At 65.0% G+C, this 17197-nt stretch carries 14 protein-coding genes; 9 read left to right on the top strand and 5 right to left on the bottom strand.

Annotated features, from left to right (window positions below; translation table 11 throughout):
• Window positions 1-9: 9 nt before the first annotated feature.
• Window positions 10-1152, top strand: coding sequence for a fumarylacetoacetate hydrolase family protein (locus IQ24_RS20290; protein WP_199756608.1), 1143 nt, complete (start codon window positions 10-12; stop codon window positions 1150-1152).
• Between the two features lie 18 nt (window positions 1153-1170).
• Window positions 1171-2169 carry an AraD1 family protein gene (araD1, locus tag IQ24_RS20285; protein WP_199756607.1) on the top strand — a complete coding sequence of 333 codons (999 nt, stop codon included), beginning with the start codon at window positions 1171-1173 and terminating at the stop codon, window positions 2167-2169.
• Between the two features lie 122 nt (window positions 2170-2291).
• Here the strand turns inward: araD1 and IQ24_RS15640 are convergent, their stop codons facing one another.
• Complete coding sequence (locus tag IQ24_RS15640) at window positions 2292-3095, bottom strand: TlpA family protein disulfide reductase (protein WP_145399220.1); 804 nt, start codon at window positions 3093-3095, stop codon at window positions 2292-2294.
• The gene (dsbD, locus tag IQ24_RS15635; RefSeq protein ID WP_145399219.1) at window positions 3095-4903 is read right to left on the bottom strand and encodes a protein-disulfide reductase DsbD; all 1809 of its coding nucleotides are present in this window, start codon (window positions 4901-4903) and stop codon (window positions 3095-3097) included. The genes IQ24_RS15640 and dsbD overlap by 1 nt, the downstream gene beginning before the upstream one ends.
• Window positions 4904-5191: 288 nt before the next feature.
• Between dsbD and IQ24_RS15630 the strand changes: the two genes are divergently transcribed.
• The 4 genes from IQ24_RS15630 (at window position 5192) to IQ24_RS15615 (ending at window position 9325) form a co-directional block, all read left to right on the top strand.
• Window positions 5192-6457 carry a serine hydrolase domain-containing protein gene (locus tag IQ24_RS15630; RefSeq protein WP_242008236.1) on the top strand — a complete coding sequence of 422 codons (1266 nt, stop codon included), beginning with the start codon at window positions 5192-5194 and terminating at the stop codon, window positions 6455-6457.
• Between the two features lie 234 nt (window positions 6458-6691).
• Window positions 6692-7897, top strand: a complete 1206-nt coding sequence (locus IQ24_RS15625) for an isochorismate synthase (protein WP_145399218.1) — start codon at window positions 6692-6694, stop codon at window positions 7895-7897.
• A 10-nt stretch (window positions 7898-7907) separates the two neighbouring features.
• The gene (locus IQ24_RS15620) at window positions 7908-8567 is read left to right on the top strand and encodes an isochorismatase family protein (RefSeq protein ID WP_145399217.1); all 660 of its coding nucleotides are present in this window, start codon (window positions 7908-7910) and stop codon (window positions 8565-8567) included.
• On the top strand, window positions 8558-9325 hold the full coding sequence (locus IQ24_RS15615; RefSeq protein WP_145399216.1) for an SDR family oxidoreductase: 768 nt from the start codon (window positions 8558-8560) through the stop codon (window positions 9323-9325). The genes IQ24_RS15620 and IQ24_RS15615 overlap by 10 nt, the downstream gene beginning before the upstream one ends.
• 18 nt (window positions 9326-9343) lie before the next feature.
• On the opposite strand, the gene IQ24_RS15610 is transcribed toward IQ24_RS15615, so the two are convergent.
• The gene (locus IQ24_RS15610) at window positions 9344-9619 is read right to left on the bottom strand and encodes a phosphopantetheine-binding protein (protein ID WP_242008234.1); all 276 of its coding nucleotides are present in this window, start codon (window positions 9617-9619) and stop codon (window positions 9344-9346) included.
• Window positions 9616-11244 carry a (2,3-dihydroxybenzoyl)adenylate synthase gene (locus IQ24_RS15605; protein WP_145399215.1) on the bottom strand — a complete coding sequence of 543 codons (1629 nt, stop codon included), beginning with the start codon at window positions 11242-11244 and terminating at the stop codon, window positions 9616-9618. Before IQ24_RS15605 ends, IQ24_RS15610 begins: the two co-directional genes overlap by 4 nt.
• A gap of 159 nt (window positions 11245-11403) precedes the next feature.
• Between IQ24_RS15605 and IQ24_RS15600 the strand changes: the two genes are divergently transcribed.
• Window positions 11404-12768: a condensation domain-containing protein gene (locus tag IQ24_RS15600; RefSeq protein ID WP_145399214.1), complete on the top strand. Its 1365-nt coding sequence runs from the start codon at window positions 11404-11406 to the stop codon at window positions 12766-12768.
• 223 nt (window positions 12769-12991) lie between these two features.
• Window positions 12992-14998, top strand: a complete 2007-nt coding sequence (locus tag IQ24_RS15595; protein ID WP_145399213.1) for a TonB-dependent receptor domain-containing protein — start codon at window positions 12992-12994, stop codon at window positions 14996-14998.
• Between the two features lie 87 nt (window positions 14999-15085).
• Here IQ24_RS15595 and IQ24_RS15590 read toward each other — a convergent pair whose 3' ends face one another.
• A complete protein-coding gene (locus tag IQ24_RS15590) occupies window positions 15086-15874 on the bottom strand; it encodes an AraC family transcriptional regulator (protein ID WP_145399212.1) in 789 nt (262 codons plus the stop codon).
• A 102-nt stretch (window positions 15875-15976) separates the two neighbouring features.
• On the opposite strand from IQ24_RS15590, the gene IQ24_RS15585 reads away from it, so the two are divergent.
• Window positions 15977-17164 carry an MFS transporter gene (locus tag IQ24_RS15585; RefSeq protein ID WP_145399211.1) on the top strand — a complete coding sequence of 396 codons (1188 nt, stop codon included), beginning with the start codon at window positions 15977-15979 and terminating at the stop codon, window positions 17162-17164.
• Window positions 17165-17197: the final 33 nt, after the last annotated feature.

Genomic DNA, 17197 nt, shown 5'->3' with positions numbered 1-17197 from the left:
GAAGACGTGATGATCGAACTTACAAGCGAGACGCTGCTGCCCGCCGACCCCTCGGCGCAGCTGTTGGGCCGGGTGTGGTCGAACCGGGCAGGTGGCCCCGTGCCGGTCATGGTCGACGGCGACCGGCTGCGCGACCTGTCGCAGATCGCGCCAACGGTCGCCGAACTGCTCAATATGACCGACGCTTTGCCGGAGGCTGGGCACCTGCCGGATCTTGGCCCGCTTGCGGATTATCTTTCGGGTGGCGCGGCGGGCCATCTGCTGGCACCGAACGATCTGCAGGTCGTCAAGGCGGCGGGCGTGACCTTCGTCGCCTCGATGCTGGAGCGTGTCATTGATGAGCGGACAGGGGGCGACGCCACCCGCGCTGCGGCCCTGCGCGAGGATCTGCGGCAGGCGGTCGGTGGGCAGCTGGAAAGCGTCGTGCCGGGATCGGCTGAGGCGCAAAGCGTCAAGGCCTTGCTTCAGCGACTGGGCTACTGGTCGCAATATCTGGAGGTCGGGATCGGCCCAGAGGCCGAGATTTTCACCAAGGCGCCTGTGCTTGCCAGCGTCGGAGCGGGCGCGGATGTCGGGATCAACAGGATCTCGGATTGGAACAACCCTGAGCCCGAGGTCGTGCTGGCCGTCAACGGTCAGGGTGTGATCCGGGGCGCGACGCTTGGCAATGACGTGAACCTGCGCGACGTCGAGGGGCGCTCGGCCTTGCTGCTGGGCAAGGCCAAGGACAACAACGGATCCTGCGCGATTGGCCCGTTCATCCGGCTGTTCGATGCGGGCTTCGGGCTTGAGGATGTCGCGCGTCTGAAGGTCTCGCTGACCGTGCTTGGCGAGGACGGATTTCACCTTGAAGCCGCCAGCAGGATGGACCTGATTTCGCGCAGTCCCGCTGATCTGGCAGGGCAGGCGATGAACCGCAGCCACCAATACCCCGATGGCTTCATGCTGTTTCTGGGAACGATGTTCGCGCCGGTTCAGGATCGCGACGCCCCCGGACGCGGCTTCACGCATAAGCCCGGCGATATCGTGACCATCCACGCGCCCGAACTGGGGCGCCTGATCAACCGTGTCGATTATTCCGATGTGATCCCCGAGTGGAAATTCGGCATTACCGATCTGATGCGCAACCTTGCCCTGCGCGGCCTTCTCTGACCCATTCAAGGACATAACATGCTGATCTCGCAAATCTCCACGCCCTCAGGCGGTATCGAGGTTCTGGCCCGGAATGAGGGCGAGCCTGCCCGCCAGTTGTTGGGCTTCGAAAGCACCCATGCTCTGGCGCTTGCGGCCATCGCTGCGGGGAAACCCCTGTCGGCGATGATCGCTGAGGTGTCCTTCGGCGCGGAATATGACCCTGAGGCGCTGGAGGCAGAGGGCCGCTATCTGCCGCCGATCACGCATCCCGATCCGTGCCACCTGCATCTGACCGGCACCGGACTGACCCATACCGGCTCTGCCGCGACGCGGGACAACATGCATGCCAAGGCGGGCGATGAGGCGCAGTTGACGGATTCGATGCGGATGTTTCGCATGGGTCTTGAGGGTGGAAAACCGGCACCGGGTCAGGTCGGGGTGCAGCCAGAGTGGTTCTATAAGGGCAACGGGCACGCGCTGGTGGCCCCCGGCGCGCCGCTTCGCGCCCCGTCCTTCAGTCAGGATCTGGGCGAGGAGCCCGAAATCGCGGGTATCTATGTGATCGGTCCGAACGGGCGTCCCTATCGGCTGGGCTATGCCGTCGCCAACGAGTTTTCCGACCACGTGACCGAGCGGCATAATTACCTGTGGCTGGCCCATTCCAAGCTGCGCCCCGCGAGCCTTGGCCCCGAAATCCGGCTGGGGGCTCTGCCGCAGGATGTCCGGGGCACCAGCCGCGTCCTTCGCGACGGCGCTGTGATCTGGGAAAAGCCGTTCTTCTCGGGTGAGGAGAACATGTCCCACAGCATCGCAAATCTTGAGCATCATCATTTCAAATACGGGCTGTTCCGGCAGCCGGGGGACGTTCATGTCCACATGTTCGGGACTGCTACGCTGTCATTCGCCGATGGCATCGAGGTCAAGCAGAGTGACGTCTTTGAAATCTCTGCCGAAGGTTTCGGGCAAAAATTGCGCAATCCGACCGTGTACGGCGTGGAGGATGAGCTTGCTCTTTCAGCGGTGTCCCAGCTTTGACATGGGCCGGTGGCGTGGTGGAACCTGCTGTCGGTGAGGTTGCTCGGAAGGCGCTGATCGTGATCAAGTCACGACAGTGCCGCGCCCATCTGATCCTAGATTTTCTATAGAAACATCCCGCATCAATCTGGTTTCTTGATATTTTCAATGCCCGCCAACAGTTGCGCACGGGATATCTCTCCCATATGCGCCGCGCGAAGCTTCCCTCTGGCGTCGATGAACAATGTCGTCGGCAGGCCCATTGCGCCGAAATGCTGCATCATCTGCGACCCCGGGTCCATGACCGGCGCGACGACGATTCCGGTTTGGGAAAGATAGCCGCGCACGGCCTCCGCACCCTCTCCTTGATTGACGAAATGCAGATCGGCACCGGTTTCCGAGGCGGCCACCTCTGCCATCATCGGCATCTCGCGCCGACAGGGCGGACACCATGTGGCCCAAAGATTGATCACCATAGGACGCCCGTGCCAGTCCTTGATCGCGACCGGGTCTCCGCTCAGCGAGAGAAGAAGCGCCTCCTCGGGCAGGGCCGCGTCGGCGCCACGGGCCAGTTGATGCACCACGTTCCACCCGGCAAAAGCCATGGCTGCACTGGCCGCCACCGGCAACAGCAATGCAGGCCTGCGCCACAGATGCCAGGCGCTGACCAGCGCGAATCCAACCATCCCCGACAACGGGCTGAAGCCGCCCTGCCAGAAGGCCAGAATGGTCAGCGGCTCTGCCAGATAGACCGAGGCGTGCGAGGCCACAAAGCCCAGTCTTGCGGCGATGGCGGAGGCGATCACGGCGGCGCTCGCCCAATGGCTGATCGCGGGGCCGGTCTTGCGGGTGATCAGCCATGTCACCAGCATCAGAACGACCAGCCCGGCCAGAACCGGCGCGCGATCGGCCGAGAGGACCAGCGGTCCCAGCGAGATCCCACCCATCACTCTGTCGTCCCGATCTGCGCGACCGAGCGCTGGATGTCACCCGCCGCGATGGACCCGATCAGGCGGCTGCCTGCGGCCTCGCGGCGCGCGCGGTCCAGAAAGATCATCGTGGGCGGGCCTGCCGCACCGATCATCTGCATCAATTCAGTGGCCTCCGTGCCAGTCTTGCTAACGTCTGCCTTGATCAGGCGCAGATCGGCAAGGGCGGCAGTCACGACCGGGTCGGGCAGGACGCTGCGCTCGATCCCCTTGCAGGTGACGCACCAGTCGGCTGTCAGATAGACCATGGCCGGGCCATCGCTGCCGCCAAGCGCATTGGTCAGGCTGTCGGCGGTGGTCACTTCGGTGAAATTCAGGCCCGGCGTCGCCTCGGACGCGCGGCCCGCCGTCAGCAGAGGGGCCAGCGGACGCAGCGGCTCGGACCCGCCAAGGGCCGCGCCGATCCCCAGCAAAGCTGCAGCGAAAAGAGCAACGACACCACCTGTGCGCTGAAGCCGCTGGCCCGGTCTCGTATCGGCATCGGACCGGTCAAGAGCGCCCAGAAAGACCGCCACGCCCGCCAGCAGGATCGCCCAGAGCGCCAGAATGAAGGGGCCGGGCAGCAGCCGCTCCAGAAGCCAGATCGCCATACCCAGAAAGACCACGCCAAAGATGCGCCGCATCGCCTCCATCCAGGCCCCGGCCTTCGGCAGGATCTTCGCGCCGAAGGTTCCGGCCAGAAACAGCGGCACCCCCTGACCCAGACCCAGCATGAAAAGCGCCGCCGCCCCAAGCGCGATATCGCCCGTCTGCGCGATGTAAAGGAAGGCGCCGGCCAGCGGTGCCGTCACGCAGGGCCCGACAATCAGCGCCGAGGTGAAGCCAAGGGCTGCAGCTCCGCCGAGCGAGCCGCGCCCTCGCTGGGCCGAGGACAGCCGCGCGGTCAGGCCAGCAGGCAGCTGCAGGTCGAAAAGGCCAAAGCTGGAGAGGGCGAGGGCCACGAAAAGCGCGGTCACTCCGCCAATGGCCCAGGGCGATTGCAAGAGCATCTGAAGGTTCTGGCCCGACCAGCCCGCGACCGCGCCAAGGGCCGCAAAGGCGCTGGCCATGGCAAGGACATAGGCGCCGGAAAGCGCAGCACCTCGGGCAGGCGTCAGTTTCTCACCCTGACGCGCCAGCATCCCGGCGAGGATCGGCACCATCGGGAAAACGCAGGGCGTAAGCGCGAGCATCAGGCCGAAGCCCAGAAAGGCCAGCAGGACCAGCGCCACGCCGCCGCGCGCCGACAGCCGCTCAAGAAGGCTAGGCTCTTCGGCCAGCTGCAGCGGGCCTGTCGCCGGGGCAGGGGCAGGGGCTACGGCTGAGGCGGTTTCGGACAGGGTGGGAAGCGTCAGCATGCTGGTCACCGGCGCATAGCAGATGCCGTCTTCCTGACAGCCCTGCCAGATGACCCGGACCTCTCCGCCAGCTTTCGGCAGAACGGCGGTCGCGCTGTCGTAATAGACCTCGACCGCGCCGAAATTCGGATCGTCCTTTTGGTGGCCGGGGAAGGTCTCGACCTCAAGCGGCGCACCCTCGGCGGTCTCGGCGCGGATGCAGTCGCGATAGAGGTAATAGCCCGGCTCGATGGTCCAGCCGATCTCGATGCGCCCGTCCACTGTGTCGAGCAGCTCGATCCGGAACGCGTCCTCGGGCTTCATCGGCTGACCGGCCTGACCGGGAAGGCTGAATTGCTGGGCGATGAGCGGCGCGGCCATCAGCAGCGACAGCGCCATGACCATGAAAAAACGCAGAGACAGGCGGGAGCGTGAGCAGAGATCATCCATCATCCGGCCCTGTTCCCGGGCCTAGCTTAACCCTGCCTTAAGGGTTTCGGCAGGCGTGGGACACGAAAGCGCGAGCAGCCAAGGTGCTGTCTTCTGACGCGCAACCTGGGCGCGATTGCAGTCCCGCACACCCGCCGGGTATGCTACGGTGTGGCGGATCCGGCAGCCCGGCCGTTGCCGGAATGGCCGTAGCAAATCAGAATGAGGAGCCGAAACATGGTGCCATCACGCCTTCGCTCGGCAAGCCTTGCCGCCGGACTTGCACTGACCCTCACAGGGAGCGCCGCGTTGAGCCAGCAGACACCGCTATCGGCAAAGGACTCCGATCCCCGCGTCATGGGGTGGATGCAGGGCTTTCCACCGCCTGCGGACAAGATCATCACGCAACCGGATTCCGTCTATTTCAGCTTTCCAAAGCTGCGCTGGTCGGTCTGCCATCTGCGCGAATTCCTTCCGACGACGGAGATCAGCCGCGGCCTTGGCGCGCCGGTGCCCCTGACCTATCCCGAGCCCGCCGCCTTCGCAGATCTGCGCGCCGAGATCGACGCCCTCGCCTTCACCCCCCTGGGCGGCGGGCCCGAGATGACCTGGGAGGCCTCGCTTTACGCCAATTACACCGACGGCATCCTGATCCTGCACAAGGGGCGGGTGGTCTATGAACGCTATTTCGGCTGCCTTGATGAAGGCGGCAAACATGCGGCCATGTCGATGACCAAATCGGTCACAGGGCTCTTGGCCGAAATTCTGGTGGTCGAAGGCGTGCTCGACGACAGCCTGCTGGTCTCGGACATCATCCCCGAGGTCTCGGCCAGCGCCTTCGGCAGCGCGACGGTCCGGCAGGTCATGGATATGACGACCGGGATCAAATATTCCGAGGATTACGCCGATCCCGACGCCGATATCTGGACCTATTCCGCCGCCGCCAGCCCCTTCCCGAAGCCCGAGGGCTATGTGGGCCCCGACGGCTATTGGGAATATCTGGCGCAGGTTCAGCCCGAGGGCCAGCATGGCGAAGCGTTTCACTACAAGACCGTCAATTCGGACATGCTGGGCTGGATCATCAGCAGGGTATCGGGGCAATCGGTCAGCGATCTGGCCTCGACCCGGCTCTGGCGGCGCATGGGGGCCGAACAGGACGCCTATCAGACCGTGGACGGCAAGGGCGTTCCCTTCGCCGGTGGCGGCCTGAGCCTCGGCCTGCGGGATCTGGCGCGGCTGGGCCAGCTGATGCTGGACAAGGGTCAGATCAATGGCAAGCGGCTGTTTCCGGCAGAGGTCGTGGACCGGATCCGGGCGGGCGGAGATCAGGCAAAGTTCGCGGGCTATCCCACCATCCCCAACGGCAGCTATTCCAGCCAGTGGTGGCTTCTTCACAATGAACATGAAGCCTTCGCCGCGCGAGGCGTGCATGGGCAGACCATCTATGTCGATCCCGTGGCCGAGATGGTCCTCGTCCGTTTCGCCTCTTTCCCGACGGCGGCGAATGGCGGCATCGATCCGACCTCGCTGCCGGCCTATATAGCGGTGGCGAATTATCTGATGGCGCGGGATTAAGCCGCCGCGTCCGCCATCGGCGTACTCTCGCACATCGCACAATCTGTGCTTGAGTCAATAAAGTGAATCTGTCAGGTATCGCGCGACAATATTGCTAACCTTTGGTCCATGTATTCGTGACCAGAACCCGAGCGGGCCGTGCGCCCCTCGTTCAAGAAAACAAACTGCCAGCCTGTGGCCAGCACTTCCGAAACTTCGCGGCATTGGCCGTCCGAATGTGAAAAAGGATGTGCGATGAGTTTCCTTGCTGAATTCCCGGCAACCGGAAAGTTCGACGACAGCAGCCAGATTGACGCCTTCTCGTTCAACGGCCCGGACGGATTCGTGGCCGGGCGGGGTGATGCGGTGGCGGTGCCGCCCGGACCCGCCGCAAGCCTTGCCGACCGGTTGTCCGCGCTTGCGCTTCAACCCGGAGAGATCATCGGCGGTGCGATGCCCTTCGACAAAACCCGCGACGATTGCCTCTGGCGCGCCGGTTCGATCCGCAGCAAGGCCGCGCGCCCGGTTGCGTCGCAACCCGCCCCCTTGCGCGAGTTTTCCCTGCTGCCCGAGCCCTGGGCCGAGGATTATGCGGCGCAGGTGCGCGAGGCTCTGGGCCATCTTGGCGCAGAGAGACCCGATGCCTTGCAGAAGATCGTTCTGGCCCGCAGCTTGCTGATCCAAAGCCCGGCACCGATTGCGGTCAATGCGCTGCTGGCCCGTCTGGGCCACGACCCGGCAGCAACAGCCTTTCGCGTGCGCCTGTCGGGGGATGCAGAGGGTGCCGCAGAGGGGCCCGAGATGCAAAGCCGCCATCTGGTCGGCGCGACGCCCGAGCTTTTGCTGCGCAAGCGCGGCACCCGCGTCAGCTCTCATCCGCTGGCCGGATCGGCGCGGCGCGCCCGTGACGCGGCCGAGGACCGGCGGATCGCCCAGACGCTCTCCGGCTCGGAAAAGGACCGGCGCGAGCACGGCTATGTCGTCGACTATATTCTGGACACGCTCGCCCCCTATTGCACCGACCTTTCGGCCCCGCGCGGGATCGAGGTCACCCATACCGCGAATATGTGGCATCTGGGGACCGAGATCGTCGGGACATTGTGCGACAGCGACCTGCCTGCGGCGGTCCTCGCCTCGATCCTGCATCCGACGCCAGCGATCTGCGGGGTGCCGGTGGCGGCGGCGACGCAGCTGATCGGCGAGCTTGAGCCGGTGCCGCGTGAATTCTACGCGGGCACCGTCGGCTGGAGCGATGCGGCGGGGGACGGCACCTGGTATGTCGCCATCCGCTGCGCCGATGTGATGGGCGCGACCGCGCGTCTTTTCGCCGGGGCGGGCATCGTTCTGGGCTCGGACCCGATGTCCGAGGCCATCGAGACCGGGGCAAAGTTCGGCGCGCTGCTGGCGGCACTTGGCATCCCGGCCGATGCCGTCGTCGCTGGGCTTGTTCAAGGCAATTGAGAAGGCAAAAATGTCCATTCCCACGATTTCAGACTATGATCTTCCGGTCTCGACCCCGGTGAAGACGCGCGCCAACTGGGTGCCGGAACGCGCGCGAGCGGCCCTGCTGGTCCATGACATGCAGCGCTATTTCACCCGCAGTTTCAACGCAGACGCCTCGCCCTTGAAGCCGCTCATTGCCAATATCGCCCGGCTTCTGACTTTCGCGCGGGCGGCAGAGATGCCGGTCTTTTTTACCGCGCAGGTTGGCAATCAGTTCCGCCCTGACCGGGGCCTGCAGGCCGATCTGTGGGGGCCGGGGATGTCGGCCACCCCTGAGCATCAGGACATTCTGCCGAACCTTGCCCCGGTGCCGGGCGATCATGTGCTGGTCAAGCATCGCTACAGCGCCTTCCAGCGCTCGAACCTTGAGCGGCTGATGCGCGCGCGGGGCCGCGATCAGCTGATCATCGCCGGGGTCTATGCGCATATCGGCTGCCTTGCGACCGCGTTCGAGGCCTTCCAGCTGGAGATCGAGCCCTTTCCCGTCATCGACGCGCAGGCCGATTTCACTTTGGCCGAGCATGAAACGGCGATGGGGATGATCGCCTCGACCTGCGGCGTGCCGATGACGACCGAGGCCATGCTGGCCACCCTTGGCGGGGTCGGAAAGGATCAGAAATGCGCCTGACCGGATTTGACGGCAAGACGGCGCTGGTCACGGGGGCTGCGGGCGGGATCGGCCGGGCGGTCGTGGCCGCGCTGACCGAGGCGGGTGCAAATGTGCTGGCAAGCGACCGGGCCGAGGCGATCACCGCAGACTGCCGCGAGGGCGCGCGGCTGCGCTGGCGGGCCTTCGATGTGGCGGAAGATGACGCTGACGCTTTGGTCGCTGAAGCATCGGCCAGCTTCGGCCCGGTGACCCTGGGCGTGCATGCGGCGGGCATCCTGTCGGTCGGCTCGCTTCTGGACTGCGCGACTGCCGAATGGGATCGCGTGATGGCCGTCAACGCAGGCGGCACCTTCCGCGTGATCACCGCCCTTGGCCGTGAGATGCGGCACCACGGTGGCGGCGCGATTGCGGTCGTCGGCTCGAATGCCGGGGGGATTCCCCGGATCGGGATGGGGGCCTATGCGGCCTCGAAAGCAGCGGCGGCGATGCTGACGCGCTGCCTTGGGTTGGAGCTTGCCGCGCAGAACATCCGCTGCAACATCGTCGCGCCCGGCTCGACCCTGACACCCATGCAGACCGGTATGTGGGACGGGCCCGAGGGGCAGGAGAAGGTCATCGCAGGCGACCTTGCCACCTACCGCACTGGCATTCCCTTGGGAAAGCTGGCGGTGCCCGAGGATATTGCGGCCTCTGTGCTTTACCTGCTGTCGGATCAGGCCGGGCATATCACCATGTCCGACCTTTATGTCGACGGCGGGGCGACGCTGCGGGCCTGACCCGCAGCGATCCCTGCCTCAGCGCGGCAGCTTCGCCGCGATCAGGTTCCACCATTTGTTCAGTGTCGGCTGCTGTCCCAGCTCGGCAAAGCTCAGCCCGACGCCCGCGCCGCGCAGGTCAGAGATCAACTGCATGACCGAAATCGAGTCGAGCCCGTAGAGCAGCAAATTCTCCTCGGGGTCGATCTCTTCCTCATCGTCGATCATCTTCGACACCCGCGCCTCCAGCCAGTCACGGGTGATCTGCGCGGGGTCCAGCACCGTGGCGCTTTCGGTCAGCAGCGCGTCGCTCATAGGGTCATCCTTCTGCTTTGTTGGAGGTCGAATTCGGCCTGACGCAGGCGCAGCTTGTCGATCTTGCCAACGGCCGTCAGGGGCAGGTCCGCCACGAAGCGGAACCGGTCGGGAAGCTTGTATTCGGCGATGCCAAGCGCCAGCAGATGGCGGCGCAGCACCATCGCGGTCGCGGCCTCGCCGTCGCGCAGGACGATGATGGCATTGCTTTTCTCGCCCAGCGTCTCATCCGCGACCGCGACCAGCGCGGCCTGCTGGACGGCGGGGTGACGCAGAAGCAGGTTCTCGATTTCCTCGGCCGCGATCTTTTCGCCGCCGCGATTGATCTGGTCCTTCACCCGACCGACGACGCGCAGATTGCCACCATGGACCCGCTCGACGATGTCGCCGGTGATGTAGAACCCCTCGGCGTCAAAGGCGGTCGTGTTATGGGCCGGCGCGCGGTAGTAGCCGCGGAAGGTATAGGGTCCGCGCACCGCCAGATGGCCGGGCGTGCCATCAGGCACGGGCGCGCCCGAGGCGTCCAGAATGCGGATCTCATCATCGGGGCTGATGGGGCGGCCTTGGGTGGTGAAGGTCACGGCCTCGCTGTCGCCCGCGCGGGTGTAGTTGACCAGTCCTTCGGCCATGCCAAAGACCTGCTGTAACCGGCAGCCCAGCAGTTCGGGAACGCGCCGCGCCTGCGCCTCGGCGAAATTTGCGCCACCGACCAGCATCAGGTCCAGCGAGGCGATCTGCGCGCCCGCGCCCGGATCGGCCAGTACCGCCGATTGCCACAGCGCAACGGCGGGCGGGACCAGTGCAACCGTGGTGACGCGGTGCTGCTGGATCAGGGGAAAGCACAGCGTCGGGTCGGGATTGTCCGCGATCACCACCGTGCCGCCCGCGTCAAAGACCCCAAGCGCGCCGGGCGAGCTCATGGCGAAATTATGCGGCGCGGGCAGGGCGGACAGATAGCGCGTGGCCTCGGTAAAGCCGCAGATCCGGACGCTTTCGCGGATGCTGTAATCATAGTCATTATGTGTGCGCGGGATCAGCTTGGGCGTCCCGGTGCTGCCGCCGGAGAGCTGAAAAAATGCGACCTCATCCGGGGGCGTCGGGCGGGCGTCCGCTGGCAGGGTGGCCGGGGTGTTCAGCCAATCCTTCAGATCCTGCGGGCCGCCGTCGCCCAGAAAAAGCGCCAGCCGCAGCCCCTCGCAGCGATCCAGAAACGCGTCATCGCGGAAGAGCTCATGCCCGCGCGCGCCGATCAGCAGAGCGGGCGAGATCTGGCTGGCGTAGGATGACATTTCCAACAGGCGATGGCTGAAAAGCGCATTGACCGGCGCGACGCCGATTTTCAGAAGCGCCAGAAAGATCAGGTAAAATTCGGCCAGATTCGGAAGCTGCACAAGCGCCGTATCGCCATGGCCGAACCCATGCGCCGAAAGCCGCGCGGCAAGATTCGTGGCCAGCCGGTCGGCCTCGGCGTAAGACAGCTGACGCGCGCCGCAGATGATGGCGGTGGCATCGGGGCGGGCGGCGACCTGCGCCTGAAACCCGCGCGTCAAAGGCGCGTCGATCCAATGCCCAGCGGCGCGGTAGTGGCGGGCAAACTGATCCGGCCAGCGGGTAAATTCGATCATCCTGGCGTTCCGTTCTTTTGAAATTCGGCGCTGGCTGACCTGATGGTCGCTTGCTCTATTGACCCCGTCTGAATGTTGAGTATTTCTATCAGCAATATCTCGATGCGCAAGAGGTTTTGGCCCGGCACCTGCCCGGACGCCTGAACCGTTGGAGACAGAATGAACCAGCACAACCCTACTCGGAACATGCTTGCCCTGACCTTGGCCCAGCTGGATTTCTGGGAGGAGTTTCGCCATCACCCCGATGAGGCGGTTTCATCCGTGGCCCATGCGATCGAGATCCGGGGCAGGGACGGCACGCCCGTCGACGCCGAGGCGCTGTCGCGCGCGATCACTCAGACCGTGGTGGAGGCCGAGGTGCTGTCGATCCGCTTCCACCCGGTCGAGGGCGGCCCGCCCCTGCAAAGCTGCGACCCGGCCCGCGCGCCACAGTTGGTCCGCTTCGATCTGAGCGATCAGCCCGACCCCTTGGCCGCTGCGCTGCAGATGTTTCAGGACGATATCGCCACCCCGACCGACCTGCGCCGCGACCCGTTGGCGGCAGAGTGGCTGCTGCGGCTGGGGGCGGATCGCTGGCTCTGGTACAATCGCGGCCATCACATCATTCTGGACGGGTTCAGCATGGGCCTCTTGGAGACGCGCTGCGCCGAGCTTTACGCCCATTTCCGCTTCGGCACGCCCGAGGGCCAGCCCTTCAAGCCCTTCGCCGCCTATCTGGCCGAGGAAGAGGCCTATCGCCGCAGCCCCCCGCATGAGGCGGCCCGCGCCTATTGGGCCGAACGTGCGGCCGAGGCGGGCACGCTTCCCACCATCCGCAAGGGTGAGGAAAACTATGCCGAGGCGGGCTATGCCTTCGAATTCGACCTGCCCGGTCCGGATGGCCGGATCGCGGCGCTGGCCGATATCTCCGGGTTGAACTGGGCCGATCTGTCCACGGCGCTGGTCTCGGCCTATCTGTTGGGCCATCTGGACGGGCCGCATCGGACGCCCGCTGGCGCGCCGGCTGCGGCCCTGCCGGTCTGGCTTCCCTTCATGAGCAGGCTGGGCAGCGTCAGCGCGCATATCCCCGCGATGGTGGTCAATATCCTGCCGTTGAACGTCCGCGTGCCCTCAGAGGGTACGCTGTCGGGGTTTCTGGCCGAGACCGCGAAAGGTCTGCGCAAGCTGCGCCGTCACGGCCGCTACCGGATAGAACAGATCGCCGAGGATTGCGGCGTGGGCGCGGGCAGCCGCTTCTTCTTCTCTCCCCTCATCAACGTGTTGCCCTTTGATCAGCCGCAGTTTCAGGGCTGCCACGCCACCCGGCACGTGATGTCCAGCGGGCCGAACGACGGCCTCAACGTCACCATCCGGGCCGAGCATGACGGCAGCGGCATGATCCTGCAGATTGACGCGGACCCGGCGCTGATGGCGCGCGACGAATTCGACCGCCACTGCCGCGATCTGCGCGCCTTTCTGGACCGCGCCCTGCAACCCGAAAGCCTGACGCTGCCGCTGACCGAGCTGATGACGCAGGCATCCTGATCTGCCCGCAGCGGGCCCGACTGCGGCCCGCCGCGCAGCAGGCTGAATGACCTGCGCGGCGCATTTCTTGGCGTGTCTGCGGGGCATTTCTCGGGCGAATGAGATGCCTGCGCTACATATAATACTATTTTTGTCAGATTTATTCCTGATTCCTGACAAAAACACTTGCTAAGCAATTATCGAATCCCCCAGATGGCCCGGAAAAAGCGAATCCGAGGGACCCATGGGACACAAACTGCTCTTCGCCTTGACCGGCGTATCCACACTCGCACTGGCCACTGGGCTCTCTGCTCAGGAAGCGACGCAGGCTCCGATCGTGCTGGATACGATCACCCTGATCTCGGACGGTCGCGAAAGCGTCGAGGCGACGGGCGGCGTGGCCATCAGCAAAGAAGACATCGAGGCACTGCAGCCCGCCGATGTGTCCGAACTGTTCTCTCGCAATTCGGCGGTCGCGGTTTCGGGCGGTGCAGGTCCGTCGAAACGGGTCCATGTCTTCGGTCTGGAACAGTCGAACCTGGCCGTCAGCATTGACGGCGTGCCGCAGGGGCCGACCGGCTGGCACCACACCGGCTCGAACGTGGTTGATCCCGCCTTCCTGCAATCGGTCGAGGTGGACGCAGGCGCCGCCCCCGCCGATGCGGGCTTCAGCGCGGCCGCGGGTGCCGTGCGCTATACGACCGTCGGCGCCCGGGACATGCTGACCGATGGCAAGACCCAGGGCGGTCGGGTCGGTCTGTCCTATGGCTCGAACGGTCGCGGCGTTTCGGGCTCGCTGGCGGGCTATGGTGCTTATGGCGGCTTCGACTGGTTCGCGATGATCCATGCCACCGATGGCAAGAATTACAAGAACGGCGACGGCTATGAGATCGCCGGAACCGAGCCGGGCGCGTCCGGCGCTCTGGTCAAGCTGGGCTATGAGGCCGAAGGCCACCGGATTGAGCTGGCGCTGGACCATACCGAGGATGACGCCGACCGCACCGTCAAGATGAACATGGACCTGAATGCGGACAAGCTGGTCTTTCCGATGAAGGTCGCGCGCAATTCGGTCAGCCTGAAATACAGCTCGACCGCGCCGACCGACAGCTGGGATCCCGAGGCGATGCTTTACGTCACGGACAACAAATATGAGCGTCCGAACTATCTGATCGGTGGCACCAACGGCGACATGAACCTGCAGAACCGTACCATCGGCGGGCATATCAAGAACACCTACACGCTGGGCGCGGGCAGCATCACGTCCGGCGTCGATTGGGCGTATAATGACTATGACGTCGACAACTACGGCGACACCGACCGGCGCTACTGGACCATGGAAACCATGCAGGTCGGTGCCTTCGTTCAGGGCCGGTTCGAATGGGACAACGGGATCGACCTGTCGACCGGTGCCCGCGTCGATCACCAGCGCTTCACCGACTGGAACGGCAAGCGCCGCAGCGATACCGGCGCCAGCGTCAACGGCACGCTGTCCTATGAGTTCTCGCCCGGCTACGAGGTCTTCGCGGGTGCCTCGCACACCTGGCTGGGCTATCGGTTCGGCGAATACGCCCTGCTGCATGCGCGCGGCTCTGATCTTTACACCGCCAGCGACTTCGATCCCTCCGAGGCGCGCAACATCAAGCTTGGCCTCAGCGCCAGCCAGGACAACTGGTCAGGCAACCTGACCTTCTTCGACACGCGCCTGAAAGGCATGGGCGAGTTCATCTTCCCCGAAGGTGCTACGCCCTATCTGGGCAATGTCGATGAATACCGCAGCAAGGGCTTCACGCTTCAGGGCACCTACAGCTGGGGTTCGGGTCGTGTCGGCGGCAGCTTCACCAAGGCGGATGTCACGCAAAACGGCATCGACATGCTGCCCGCAGGCGGCACCGCTGTCCCGATCGGCAAGATGGCGACCCTTTTCGTCGATCAGGAGCTGGCGCAGTACAACCTGAAGGTCGGCGCGTCGCTGGAATGGGCGAACAAGCTGTCCAGCAGCGACATGACGGAGGCCGGGTTCTATGACGACAGCGGCTATACCGTCGTCAACCTCTATGGCGAATGGCGCCCCGAGAACTATCAGAACGTGGCCGTCCACCTGGGCGTCGATAACCTGTTCGACCGCACCTATTATGAGCGTTCCAGCTATGGTGAGCGTGACGTGGTGCGCGGTGGTGTCCTTGCGCGCGACATCGACCCCCTCTATGCCCCGGGCCGCACGATCACCCTTGGCGTGAAGATGGACTTCTGAGCCGAGGTGGGGGTATTGCCCCCGAACCTCGCAAGAACAATTAACGCGCCGGGTCCAGTGGCCCGGCGCGTTCCACATTCAGGCGCCCTAGCCGCGATCCGCGAAATAGCGTGAGGGCGAGGTGCCGACGGCTTTCTTGAACATGGTGATGAAGGCCGTGACCGAGCTGTAACCCAGATCCAGCGAGACCTGCTGCACCGAGGCTCCCGCCGCCAGTTCGCGCAGCGCGTGCTGCAGGTGAAACTGCTGACGCCAGCGTCCGCAGGTGAGGCCCGTTTCGGCCAGAAACAGCCGCGTCAGGCTGCGTTCGCTCATCGCCAGACGATCCGCCCAATCGCCGATGGTGCTGCGGTTGGCGGGGTCAGTAATCAGGCCCCGGACGATCTGCGCGATCTTCGGATGATCCGACACAGGCAAGCCAAAGCTTTGCTTGGGCATCTGGCCCAGCTCCTCCAGCAGCACCTGCACTAGGCGGCGCTGATGCCCGTCGGGCGGATAGGGCAGGTCGAACTCGGCCAGACGATGGGTCATCTCGCGGATCATGGGTGAGATCGACAGGATGCAGCAATCGTGGGGCAGGGGATGGGCGTCGGGATCGACGAACAGATAGGTCAGGCGTGCGTTCGGCGTGGCCCGGTTGCTATGCGGCACGCCGCTGGGGATCCAGACGCCGCAATTCGGCGGCACCAGCCACAGATGACCCGCCACGTTGCAGGTGACCGCGCCATGCAGCGCCAGAACAAGCTGGCATTTGCGATGGGAATGGACCGGAACCTCGGCCTGGTATTGTGCGAAATCCAGACGCAGCGCGAGGGCCGGCAGGTCCATGATGTCCGGATCGTAGCATTCATTGGCGACATGCAGCGGAGTCAGCATCGGTCTGTCCGGATTTGAAGATAGATTGACATTATATCGAAATTATTGCGCCGCCAACCCGGCTATCCAACGGGCATGCGAAATCAAAATGACGATTGAGAGATGACCTATGCCACGCTTTCGGGCCGCACCGCCCGACCCGCCCTGCTGCTTGCGGGGATCCTGCTGATTGCCGCGAACCTGCGCGCGCCCATCACCGGGGTCGCGCCCATCCTTGGTCAGGTCCGTGATGCCTTCGCCATGGGCACGGCCGAGGCCGGGGCGCTGACCACGCTGCCGCTGCTGGTCTTTGCTGTCGCCTCGCCCTTCTGCGTGCTGGCCGCGCGGCGTTGTGGGCTGGAGCGCAGCCTGTTCCTGTCGCTGATCCTGATCGCCGGGGGCGGGCTGCTGCGCTCGGGCGGGTCCGAGTGGATGCTGTTTGCGGGCACCGCCGTCATCGGCATGGGCATCGCGATTGCCAATGTGCTGCTGCCGAGCCTGATCAAACGCGACTTTCCCGACCGGATCGCCAGCCTGACCAGCGCCTATGCGCTGACGGCAGGGCTGGTCGCCTCGGCCGTCTCGATCATGGCGGTGCCGATTGCCGAACTGCCCGGGTCCAGCTGGAACATCGCGCTTGGCGGCTATGTCGTGATCCCGGTGCTGGCGATGGTGGTCTGGCTGCCGCAGATGGGCCAGCACAGCGCGCCCGAGGCTGCCGCCGTCAGCGCTTCCACGGGTGGCAAGATCTGGCGTTCGGCGCTGGCCTGGCAGGTCACGCTGTTCTTCGGGCTGAACTCGCTGGTCTATTATGTGATCGTCACCTGGATGCCGCAGATCCTGATCGAGGCCGGGTATACGCCCGCTGCCGCAGGCTCGATCCATGGCGTGTCGCAGCTGGCGACGGCGGTGCCGGGGCTGTTGATCGGGCCGCTGATCGCGCGGCTGAAGGACCAGCGCACGATCGCCTTCGGGGTGGTGGCGATCACCGCGATCGCGCTGGCGGGGCTGATGCTAGCACCGGGTTGGGCGACCGTCTGGGCGGCGATGTTCGGCTTTGGCTGCGGGGCGACCTTCATCCTTGCGCTGGCCTTCATCAGCATGCGGGTTTCGACGGTCGAGCAGGCTGCCGCGCTGTCGGCCATGGCGCAAAGCGTGGGCTATCTGATCGCGGCAGGCGCGCCGCCGTTGATCGGCTTTCTGCATGATCGCACGGGCGGTTGGACCGTGCCGCTGGCGGCTTGCCTTGCCGTTGCGGGGGTGACTGCGCTGCTGGGACTGGGCGCGGGACGCGCGCGGCAGATCGGTTGAGGCGCGGCGGGAGGCCGCGCCTAATCCCGGCCC

Source organism: Paracoccus sulfuroxidans (genome assembly GCF_007830335.1).
Taxonomy (GTDB): Bacteria; Pseudomonadota; Alphaproteobacteria; order Rhodobacterales; family Rhodobacteraceae; genus Paracoccus; species Paracoccus sulfuroxidans.
The sequence above is the reverse complement of the archived record's forward strand: the minus strand, read 5'-3'. Positions and strand labels throughout refer to the sequence as shown.

What these genes read in the sequence shown, in the direction of transcription:
- IQ24_RS20290 (WP_199756608.1), top strand. Translation starts at nt 10, where the DNA reads ATGATCGAACTTACAAGCGAGACGCTGCTGCCCGCCGACCCCTCGGCG.
- araD1 (WP_199756607.1), top strand. Translation starts at nt 1,171, where the DNA reads ATGCTGATCTCGCAAATCTCCACGCCCTCAGGCGGTATCGAGGTTCTG.
- IQ24_RS15640 (WP_145399220.1), bottom strand. Translation starts at nt 3,095, where the DNA reads ATGGGTGGGATCTCGCTGGGACCGCTGGTCCTCTCGGCCGATCGCGCG.
- dsbD (WP_145399219.1), bottom strand. Translation starts at nt 4,903, where the DNA reads ATGGATGATCTCTGCTCACGCTCCCGCCTGTCTCTGCGTTTTTTCATG.
- IQ24_RS15625 (WP_145399218.1), top strand. Translation starts at nt 6,692, where the DNA reads ATGAGTTTCCTTGCTGAATTCCCGGCAACCGGAAAGTTCGACGACAGC.
- IQ24_RS15620 (WP_145399217.1), top strand. Translation starts at nt 7,908, where the DNA reads ATGTCCATTCCCACGATTTCAGACTATGATCTTCCGGTCTCGACCCCG.
- IQ24_RS15615 (WP_145399216.1), top strand. Translation starts at nt 8,558, where the DNA reads ATGCGCCTGACCGGATTTGACGGCAAGACGGCGCTGGTCACGGGGGCT.
- IQ24_RS15610 (WP_242008234.1), bottom strand. Translation starts at nt 9,619, where the DNA reads ATGAGCGACGCGCTGCTGACCGAAAGCGCCACGGTGCTGGACCCCGCG.
- IQ24_RS15605 (WP_145399215.1), bottom strand. Translation starts at nt 11,244, where the DNA reads ATGATCGAATTTACCCGCTGGCCGGATCAGTTTGCCCGCCACTACCGC.
- IQ24_RS15600 (WP_145399214.1), top strand. Translation starts at nt 11,404, where the DNA reads ATGAACCAGCACAACCCTACTCGGAACATGCTTGCCCTGACCTTGGCC.
- IQ24_RS15595 (WP_145399213.1), top strand. Translation starts at nt 12,992, where the DNA reads ATGGGACACAAACTGCTCTTCGCCTTGACCGGCGTATCCACACTCGCA.
- IQ24_RS15590 (WP_145399212.1), bottom strand. Translation starts at nt 15,874, where the DNA reads ATGCTGACTCCGCTGCATGTCGCCAATGAATGCTACGATCCGGACATC.
- IQ24_RS15585 (WP_145399211.1), top strand. Translation starts at nt 15,977, where the DNA reads ATGACCTATGCCACGCTTTCGGGCCGCACCGCCCGACCCGCCCTGCTG.